Source organism: Streptomyces sp. NPDC026417, from assembly GCF_055567695.1.
In genome coordinates, this window is the sequence record NZ_JBVHPY010000058.1 from 1 (window position 1) to 9,598 (window position 9,598).

The 9,598-nt window shown below is 65.2% G+C and carries 6 protein-coding genes, 2 tRNA genes and 1 pseudogene; 5 read left to right on the forward strand and 4 right to left on the reverse strand.

Translation table 11 applies throughout. The features are described from left to right. Window positions 1-653: 653 nt before the first annotated feature. Window positions 654-742 (forward strand) — tRNA-Leu (locus ACZ4NT_RS37790). Window positions 743-1,145: 403 nt separating this feature from the next. On the opposite strand, the gene ACZ4NT_RS37795 is transcribed toward ACZ4NT_RS37790, so the two are convergent. From ACZ4NT_RS37795 to ACZ4NT_RS37805, 3 genes are all read right to left on the reverse strand, one after another. After that, window positions 1,146-1,580, reverse strand: a complete 435-nt coding sequence (locus ACZ4NT_RS37795) for a single-stranded DNA-binding protein (protein ID WP_467729909.1) — start codon at window positions 1,578-1,580, stop codon at window positions 1,146-1,148. 9 nt (window positions 1,581-1,589) lie between these two features. Then, a complete protein-coding gene (locus ACZ4NT_RS37800; RefSeq protein WP_467729911.1) occupies window positions 1,590-2,147 on the reverse strand; it encodes an IS1096 element passenger TnpR family protein in 558 nt (185 codons plus the stop codon). Between the two features lie 774 nt (window positions 2,148-2,921). Continuing rightward, a tRNA-Arg gene (locus tag ACZ4NT_RS37805) sits at window positions 2,922-2,994 on the reverse strand. Window positions 2,995-4,519: 1,525 nt separating this feature from the next. On the opposite strand from ACZ4NT_RS37805, the gene ACZ4NT_RS37810 reads away from it, so the two are divergent. After that, on the forward strand, window positions 4,520-4,759 hold the full coding sequence (locus ACZ4NT_RS37810) for a hypothetical protein (RefSeq protein WP_467729913.1): 240 nt from the start codon (window positions 4,520-4,522) through the stop codon (window positions 4,757-4,759). A 752-nt stretch (window positions 4,760-5,511) separates the two neighbouring features. On the opposite strand, the gene ACZ4NT_RS37815 is transcribed toward ACZ4NT_RS37810, so the two are convergent. Then, window positions 5,512-6,216, reverse strand: coding sequence for a crotonase/enoyl-CoA hydratase family protein (locus ACZ4NT_RS37815; protein ID WP_467729915.1), 705 nt, complete (start codon window positions 6,214-6,216; stop codon window positions 5,512-5,514). 228 nt (window positions 6,217-6,444) lie between these two features. Between ACZ4NT_RS37815 and ACZ4NT_RS37820 the strand changes: the two are divergent. From ACZ4NT_RS37820 to ACZ4NT_RS37830, 3 genes and pseudogenes are all read left to right on the forward strand, one after another. After that, window positions 6,445-7,623: pseudogene (locus tag ACZ4NT_RS37820) on the forward strand (IS4 family transposase); the annotation flags it as partial. Window positions 7,624-8,375: 752 nt separating this feature from the next. After that, entirely contained in the window at window positions 8,376-8,756 is a 381-nt protein-coding gene (locus tag ACZ4NT_RS37825; protein ID WP_467729917.1) for a hypothetical protein, read from the forward strand. A 411-nt stretch (window positions 8,757-9,167) separates the two neighbouring features. Beyond that, window positions 9,168-9,383: a hypothetical protein gene (locus ACZ4NT_RS37830; RefSeq protein ID WP_467729919.1), complete on the forward strand. Its 216-nt coding sequence runs from the start codon at window positions 9,168-9,170 to the stop codon at window positions 9,381-9,383. Window positions 9,384-9,598: the final 215 nt, after the last annotated feature.

Genomic DNA, 9,598 nt, shown 5'->3' on the forward strand with positions numbered 1-9,598 from the left:
GCGTCCGCCTAGAACTCGGCGGGGTAATGCTTCATCCCCACAGGGACTCCGTTCTCCTGGACCATCAAGATCCAAGTGTCTCCGGTGTCCAAAATGCGGGGTCAAGGTCCCTACTCAGAATGAAAGAGGTTCACTCAGGACAATAGGGGTTGCCAGCAGTAGCGATACCCATCGAGCGACGCAGGCCCTGCAAGCGGGCGTTAAGGGTGCTCAAGGACCAGGGGCGGCTGACGGGACCCATGTCGGAGCACAGTACGTCTGCACTCCGGCCGGGCCGGAAAAGACGGTCTCTGCCGCCCGGGCAGTGATCCGGACGGCAGAGGCCGCTCGTGTGCGTTTGCGTCGTCCGCTCATCGATCAGCAACGGCACGGTCCCGGCCGCTCACCAGGTCCGAGCCCGGCCACCAGCGCCACTGCGGCAGGATCTCCCCGGCCCGAAAAGGCCGCGTACCAGGAGAAGGTCGGGATGTTCAGTGGACCGGGGATGTACTGGTGGGTACGGGACGCTTGGGGCGGGGGCTGCATGCCGGTGTCGTGGCCCAGGGCGGACACCGAGGCAGTGAAGTGATCGCTTCACCAGCAGGCGACCCGTGGCCGGCGGGCATGGCGGACACCGGTCATCTGAGCTGGTCCTGGGGCCGGGGTGAAGCGCAGGGAGTGTGGCGGAACGAGCAGACGCGCCGGATTCAAGTCCCGGTGCCCCATGCGGGTGTGAGGGGTCGACTCCCTCCACTCACTACCAGCCGCTATCAAAGTTGTGCGCCGTTGGCTGGCGCAGTGGGTGCACCCGTAACGGCTGGGGGCATGAGTCGTTGATTAAAGTGGTACGTGCATGATCGGCCACTGCTTTCGTGAATGCGCACACGTATCGGATGGGCCGGAGCCGCCATCTTGGCTCCGGCCCATCAATCTGCGCGCTTCCGTTGGCTGGGGGCGCTGTGCTGTGCTGTGCTGTGGGTGCGGCATCTGGCGTCGTGGCCAGAATGTTACGCACGACTACTTTGTCCAGCCCGGTACGCCGGGCGATATGCGGGACGGAGTGCCCGGCCTCGCGGGCGGCGACGATCGCTTTCCCCAGCTCACGACGGGCCGGCACGGTCTGCTGCGCGGCGGCCAAAGGCGCAGAAGCAGTCTCCAAGGCGGCGTCATGTGAGGGTTCTTGCTCTCGTGCGGGCTGTGGAATCATCAGAACGGAGCCTCAGCGGAGGGGCGTTCGTTTCGGTCGTGGTGTCGGCCTGTGTGGCGGGCCGGACCGTGCTCGCGGTGGCCCATGGATCGTCCGGCGTGCTCTCCCGCGGCGGTAGAGCACGCGCCGTGCGGGTGATGGTGACGGTCGCGAACGTCATGGAGGCCCCGACATCGCCGACGTCCAGGACCATACGGGAGCGTCGCTCGCCCTCCGGGGTCTCCCACCGGTTGGTGCGCAAGCGCCCCGCCACCACCACCCGGGCGCCCTTCGACACGGACTCAGCCAGGCTCTCCGCCAACTGCCGCCACGCGGTGCAGTCCAGGAAGGTGGACGCCGCATCCCGCCAGATGTTCGTGCAGGCGGCCGGTTCACACAGTCGGCGCGAGGTCATCCTTCGGTGTTACTCGCCCCAGCCCGGCAGGATCGCAGGCAGGTCGCTGAGCCCGCGGGCCGGCCGCTTCGGCACCCGCGACTGACCGTCGTCCCCGTCCCAACGACGCGCGTACTGATCCGGGAGACTCCCCCAACCCCAGTACGGAACCGGACCATCGGGCATCTCGCCGAGTTCTTCAAGGGGATCGATCCGCTGGTCGCCCACCGTGCACACATGGGCCCAGTCATCACCCATGTCGAAGACATACGCAAACCGTTCACCAGGCCGCAGCCTGCTCAACGTGGTGACACGACCATCCACCGTTCCGTCCGGCGCCTCGCCATCCCACCACTCCAAAGGACTCACCCGGGTAGTGCCGTCCGACAACGTGAACAAGTGCAAGTGGGCCAGATCCCAGCGGCCGAAAGCGAGATCGACGGCCGTGGCAAATTGGGCAAAGGAATGCGAGCGCGCCGCGGCGAAAATCCGGCCGGGACGCGGCCACAGATCCGTCCCCCGCCCTGACACCAGTTCCACCCTGATGGACAGCCAGGTACGCGGCACGATCACAACTCCTTCGTCCATTCCGCCACCGAAGACTGAGACTACCGAGTGATGGGGTAATCAACCAATCAGGACTCGGCATGATGGCAGCACACAGCATTGCAGACGGGACAGGAAGCATTGGGTGATCGTGGACCAGAGAGAGGACGATCATGGTGCGGCGCCGATCATGGTCACGCTGCCAGGCGGTCAGAAGGTCCGCGGACGGCTTCACGCCCGGCGACAGACGAAGGACAGCTGGCGATACCAGGTGGGAATCCTCCTATGGCAGGACACCACCGATGCCGGTGTGAAACCGGTCGAGCACCGAGCCTGGGTGAGCCCGGCACACGCACGCCCCATCCCTGACACCTCCTACCAGCACATACCCACCCACCACCTCTCCGGGACGGACAGCACCCCGGTCCGGAAGAGCCGGCCCGCCTGGACCTCCAGCACCTGCCTCACCGCCCCGGACACCCAGGCGCCACACTCATCCACGTCACTGGCTGCACACCCAGCAACCAGCACTCGACCGCGAACAAGCACAGGCCGCGCTCAGCCAGCCCCGCGCAGCAGCATGCAGAGAATGCGCAGCAGCCGCATCCCTCACCGACCACAAAAAGCCTCCCGGCCAAGAGACAAAGACGCCGACACCCGAACACGGTCCGGCCTGAGCCGCCAACTCACCCCGGCCAGCGGGAAGTGAAACCCTGCAAGCCGAGCGCCACAATGCGGGCACCTACAGAGAGAAGCTCGCCCGGATCGGCTGGCACCGGAACAACATGGCGAACGCGCGGACAGCGTCAGCAGCAGTGCTCCCGGCAGGACTCGAACCTGCGGCCAAGCGCTTAGAAGGCGCCCGCTCTATCCACTGAGCTACGGGAGCCGAACTACGACGACACAACCATGCCGTCCCCAAGTTGCCACGCCCGTAACGCGGACGGCCAGCCCGGCCAACCATCGTCTTGTCCGCTTATTCCGCACCCAAACAGAGCGGGCCCTTCACCGTTCCTCCTGGTGGATGTGGGCTGCCTCCACCGTCGCAAGGCAGCCCACCGCGGCACACGGGGGGGTGCCGCGCTTGCAGTCTCATTCGATCATGGACGCCCCATCTCTCTTAAGAGTGATCACTACTCACTATGAAGATCGCGACCAAGACAAAGGGGGAGCACGGGCAGGCACGAACACCTGCTCCCACCGACAGCGCCCATCGGCCAACCCGACCGCACCGCAACCACTCCAACCTCCGCCACCCTGCGACCCGGGTTCCGTCGGCCACCCTGCCGGACGCAGATAGAGTCCAGCAAAGACCTGACCTGACTGGACGAACACCAGGTCAGACGCGGGACACCTGGCACCGTCGGGTCACCCTCGCGATACCCGCCCCGATGGCGAACATGGCCCCTGCGACACCATCATCACCTTCGGCGACCACACCGGCACCGACGTCGCCCTGACAGCAATACCGACGGGCCACCGACCACTGGGGCCTACCTCGGTGCCGCCTGACCCCACCAGGCATCCTGAACGAACCACCCGGCACACGGGAGCGCCAGGAAGCCAGCTGGCTGGCCCACCCGAAGAATCTTCCGGAGGCAGTCATACGAGCGGACTAACCGCTCGTGCGGCGAAACGGCGGGCCGTTCACGCGTGACGCCGCGTCGCGTGCCTCGTTCAAAAAGACGGACGCGTGAAGTGCACCCCTGCCACATGCCAGATGGAGACGCGGCTCGTGAGGGGGATGGGCTCTGGACAACGCCTTCGACCAGAGCCCATCCCCGCCTTCTCAGCCGCCGCCCGGGAGCGGATCAGGCCCGGCCCCCGCACCACTGGATCCAGCACGCATCGTCCAGGACCTCCTCCGGATCGCTCAGGCCCGCCCCCCCCTGAAGGAAAACGATCACATCATGATCGGAGAACGCCGTCCCCAAAAGCTCCTCACGACCCCGCCGCATCACACTCACCCAGCAGCCACCCGCCCTGGCCGGCTCACCCCAACGATCAACGCTGCCATCCCTGCACATCACGCCATTCCCACCACCACGCACTCCCGCCAACCTCCGGCCGTCACCCCAGGGGTGCATCATTCCGGCATACAGCAGCGCAAAAGGGGTGCTTCGCTGCTCTTCGTCCGCTCTCCCCGTCACACAAGGAGCGATCATGAGCATGACGAGCGAGCCCGGTGGCAGAGCCCTGGAACACCTGCTGCACGCGCACGGGCCCTCGCATCGGTAACGGGCGGCGATACCGCCTCGATCTTGCATTGCTCACGCCCCAGCTCGACACATGTAGTTGCTGTCAGGTGCCCGCCCCAGACAGCGCCTACTCGATTGCACTGGTGCCCAACAACGAGGGTAGGCACACTAAAGGGCAGTATCACGCCCCATGACCTGAACGTGGAGGTGGTCGCGATGGCGAACACCAGCGTGTCCATCGAGCTGACCCCCGACGGCTACATCGTCACCTGCCCCGGCACCCACATCACCGGGCACGGCCCCACCGAAACCGCCGCGTGGAACGACTTCTGGAGCGCCTACCACGGCCAGTGGAAACCTTTCGGCACCCTCGCGGCTCCCGACAGCCTCAACGGCCCGCAACGCCCACGCGGGATCCGCACCCGCATCCTGCGCATCCGCGACCTCTTCAACTGACAGAACGCTCGCTTCGGCCACCACCTCGCACGCACGGGACAGGCAGTCACACGGCAGGGAGGCCCGGGATGAGTGCTCATGTCCTTGCGGTCCGCGGCAGCCGCAAGGCAGTCGCGTATGTCACCGAAGGGCCCGACATCGCCCCCGCACCCCGCATCTGATGGAGATCTCTGACATCGGAAGCGCCATCACCGGGCGCTCACCGACACGCGCAGAAGACCGCCCACCCACACGACACGGCCCTGACCATCCGCAAGCGCTCCAACTGGCCTGGCTGCGGCGTCACACCCCTCACACCCTGCCCATCGAAACTGAGCGACCCACAAGGTGTGCCCACTCGCGTGTTCCGTGGCGACAGTGGATGAGCCCGCACCGTTCCTGCCGAGCGCAGCACTCGCTGGAGGGCAATGCTGGAAGGTATGGGTAGTTTTGCCGCAGGATTGCCAGTGTGGTCACCGATGCTTGCTTCCATCGGCTCACTGCCCGGACCAGCTGAGGAAGCGGAGTTCGCGTACGAGACACTGTGGAATGGTGCTCGGTCCTGATCCGCCTGCCGGGGACGGCCCATGCAGCTGGCCAGTGCTGCCGGGCTGGAGATCCATGCGGTCCTCGACGGTGAAATCATCACCTACGACCCTGCCGCTGCAGCCCCTCGATCGAGGGGCTGCAGCAACGCATGAGCCTGCACCACCCGCGCGCCGTCACCCCGCCCCGCACGACGGCGTAGCTCGAGCCGGTACTGGAGAACGAGCTCAAGTCTGAAGGCCAGGAAAAGTCAACTCAGACGCAATCGCTGCTCGCACGCCGTCTAGAACATCCTTCCTCACACGAAGCTTTGTGTCACAAGTCGCCTTTGCGTCGAGTTTTGCGAGCTCCCTTGCAGCAAGCCCGCTTACGGCTTGCAGGTCGCCAGCCGGAACGACCTTGTCGAAAAACCCTGCCGCTAGCGCCTCAACCGGCGCGTATATCGCCCCGTTGACTAAGGCATTATTGTAATGGGCTGGATGAAGTCGGTGACGCGCAATATTGATTGCATACCATGGAATGGTGAGCCCTATCCTTACCTCATTTAGGCCAATCCGGAAAGGCCCGTCCGCCCCGACACGCACATCTGCCGACAACAACACGATAGCACCCGCTGCAAGGGCATGCCCACTGCATGCAACGACTACGGGTGTTGCAAATCCCAGCAATCGCTCGGCAACCTGCGCTCCGAGCTTAACCATTTGAAAGACTTCATCGCGTTCGCCCCCGAAAGCCTTAAGGTCGAACCCGGCTGAAAAAATGCCCTCCCTGCCAGTAAGAATAACGACAGCTTTATCGCGCTCCGCCTGGTCGAGCGAAGCATGAATGGCCTGCAACATCGGAATAGAGAGAGCATTGACCTTCCCATCATCCAGTGTTATAGTCGCAATCGCACCGTCAAGTTCGTAAGACACCAATCGGGCCTTATTCATTCTAGCCTCCTACAGGATATGACTTTCGGTGACTTCAAATTAGAAGAACGTCGTTTATTGACGCTCAGGACCTCGAGGGACCTACGACACCAGCCTGTCGCGCCCGCTCGGGACGGGCTCTTACCTGCTGACCGAAAAGACGCGCGCCTAGGGGGCCATGCGGGAGATCATGTCAGCCCCTAAAGCCAATACCGGTGACTTTGGTTGGTGTTGGTCGTTGAGTGTGGTGTGCCGAGGCTTGGACAGGTGAAGTCGTCGGGTGGCCGGTTGTCGGACCGTATCGCTCTGGGTGTGTTGAGGCGGGTGTTTCCGGCTGAGGTGGTGGCGGAGTGCGGGCGGGTCGAGCAGCGATCGAGGTTGTTGCCAGCTCGGGTGGTGGTGTATTTCGTGCTCGCGATGTGCCTGTTCTCGGGGCAGGGGTATGAGGAAGTTGCCCGTCCTTTGACACGGGGGCTGGAGGGGGTGCGGCGGTGGGAGAAGCCGTGGCGGGTGCCGACGACGGCGGCGATCGGCCGGGCCCGTCGGCGGTTGGGGCCGGAGCCGCTGAAAGTCTTGTTCGGCCGGGTCTGCCGTCCGGTCGCGACACCGGAGACGGCGGGTGCCTGGTATCGGCGGTGGAGGTTGGTCGCGGTGGAGGGCACTGTTTCCGACGTGCCGGACACAGATGCCAACGGTGCATTCTTCGGCCGGCCCGGCTCGGGCCGGGGACAGCAGCGTAGTGCGTATCCGCGGTTCAGGGCGGCCGCGCTGGTCGAGTGTGAGACACACGCGGTGTTCGCCGCGGCGACCGGCCCGCTGTCGGTCCACGAACAGCAGCTCCCCCGGCCTGCTCGGTCGGCTCGAGTCGGGGATGCTGCTGAGGCAGACCGCGGGATCACCGGTTTCGAGCTGTGGCAGGCAGCGTCCGCCACGGGTGCGGACCTGATTGTGGCGCGTCCGCAAGAACATCATCCTGCCGGTCCTGCAGTCATTCGACGACGGCTCCTATCTGTCCGAGATCGTGGCCAGCGGTGACCGTGACCGGCGTGACCCGGCCCGGGTCCGGGTCGTCGAATACCGACTCGACGACCGCGACGGGCACACCGTCTACCGCCTGATCACCACCATCTGCGACCCCGATCAGGCACCTGCCGTCGAGCTCGCCACGCTCTAACACCAGCGGTGGGAGATCGAGAACACCCTGGACGAGATCAAGACCCACCAGGGCGGCCGGCAGCTTGTCCTGCGCTCGCGATATCCCGACGGCGTCGAGCAGGAAATCTACGGATTCCTCCTCGTCCACCACGCACTGCGCGATGTCACGCACCACGCCTGCGAAGCCGGTCTCGATCCCGACCGGATCTCCTTCACCCGCACCCTCAACGCCGCGCCCGCCGCCACGTCACCGCCCTGGCGGCACTTCCCCCCTCACGACTCAACCAAGCCCTCACCCACACCACTCGCGAGCTGCTGGAACGACTACTGCCACCCCGCCGACAACGCTCCAACCCCCGCTGTGATCAAACACAAGATGAGCAACTGGCACCTCAAACACCCCACCACCACAACCCACCCCCGCCACCGGCTCACACCTCACACTGATGCCACCCACCAAACCAACCAGCCGACGCCCGAAACTCAACTAAATCACCAGTATTGACCCTTAAAGCCTTGTTGTCACCGATTTTGGCCACCCGGCAGCAAGGAGACATCGAGCGGCGTATTCTTCCCGGGCGACGATGACGTGGCGGGCCCACAGGTCTCCCCATCCAATACTGGCTTCAGCTTGGTTTGGCAAAGATATGTTGCTGAAATCAGGGGAGGCGTCTTCGCTCTATTGATGGTTCAAAAATCGGCATCTAACAAGGGCAACACATGACGCGCCCTCAGCGCGTGTGAGATCGGGCCGGGCCACGCTAGGTCATCGAGCACGCTCCTGTGCTGCTCGCCGGGCGGAACGGTTTCGACGGGGCCGCTAATGGAGCGCAATCTACTACGCTTGAATGGCCCCGACCAGCTACTGAGGATTTCGGGTTGTCGTCGAGTGGTGACGGTTCATGATCCCTGCGGTATGCCGATGAACGCGGCGGGTGAGAAGACCGCGGTGATCGCGAAGGATCTGCGGGTAGATCGTCGGCTCCGACAACACGACCGACCGCGCGGTCCAGCACTGCACGCGTGTGGCCCGGGAACTGTTCGTGATCACCGACGCGACCCGCTACCGCAACCTCCCCCAGCTCCTCCACCGGCTGCGGCGCCCGACGGTCGGCGACCGGATCGAACACGGGGGCCTGGTCTCCCTGCTGAGCGAGACCCTGCCGGGGCTCGACGAGGACGTGGTCGAGAAGGTGGCGCGCAACCTCCACGACCTCGACGCCGTACGGGACGAACTCGGGCGCCTGGAACGCACCGACGCGGCCTTGCGCACGTTCCTCACCAGTTACCGCGGCTACCTGGCCGGGGTCCTGCGCACCTCCTCCCAGAAAGTGAGCCACGAGCTGGGCGTCCTCGCTCAGCGGCGCCGGGCGGCCGAGACGCCGCACAGCGGACGAGCGACCTGAGGACGCAGGAGGAAGAGTCGGAGGACCGACTGGAGACCCTGCGCGAGGAGGAACAGGAGCCAGGACCGACCTGGCTGCCCTCCACGCCAGTCACGCCTACCGCAGCCTGCGCGAACTATCGGAGCGCCGCGGCACACCGCCGCCACTGCCGCGTTCACCACCCTCCGCAACGCCCACGACGCGGAGGAGGGCTCGGAAGAGCGGCTGGCCGAAGGCGTCGAACACCTCGGACCCCGACTGGCCGAGCTGGGAACCGAACACCGGGAGCTGCTGACCCAGGCCGAGAAGGCCGGGCTTCCCACCGGCCACCTCGGCGAGGCGGTGGCTCTGCCGCGCACGTTTCTCTCCCAGGCCACCGAGACCGAGCTGACGACTCCGGAAAGGGAAACGCGCACCGTACAGCACCGGCCGGTGGCCCGTGTAGACACGGTCACGGCGCAGGAAGGGCTGCGGTCCTGGCAGAACCAGTTGGAGGACGCCGAGGCGGTCGCGAGAAACCGGACCCGGATGGTTCAGGAGCTCGTCGACCCGATGGCAAGCAGCTGGGGCGTGAGCTCCGACGGCACCACCACCTGGTGCACCCTCTCCCTGACCGAAGGACTTTCTGCATGCAACCCGTCGCGGTGACCGCGCCGGTCCTGCGCGAGATCCCGCTGGATCTCCCTGCCGATCCCCGTGTCGGCGCGTTAGCCCGCACCCTGCTCAGCGCATTGGAGTGGCCTGGCAATCAGCACCTGGCGGTCGACGGGGCCCTACCCCTTGATCGTGGACACACTGATCATTGGATCGTGAAGATTCATAGGACAGGAGTTCCCGTTGGGGACGTCGAAGTACTCGCCTGA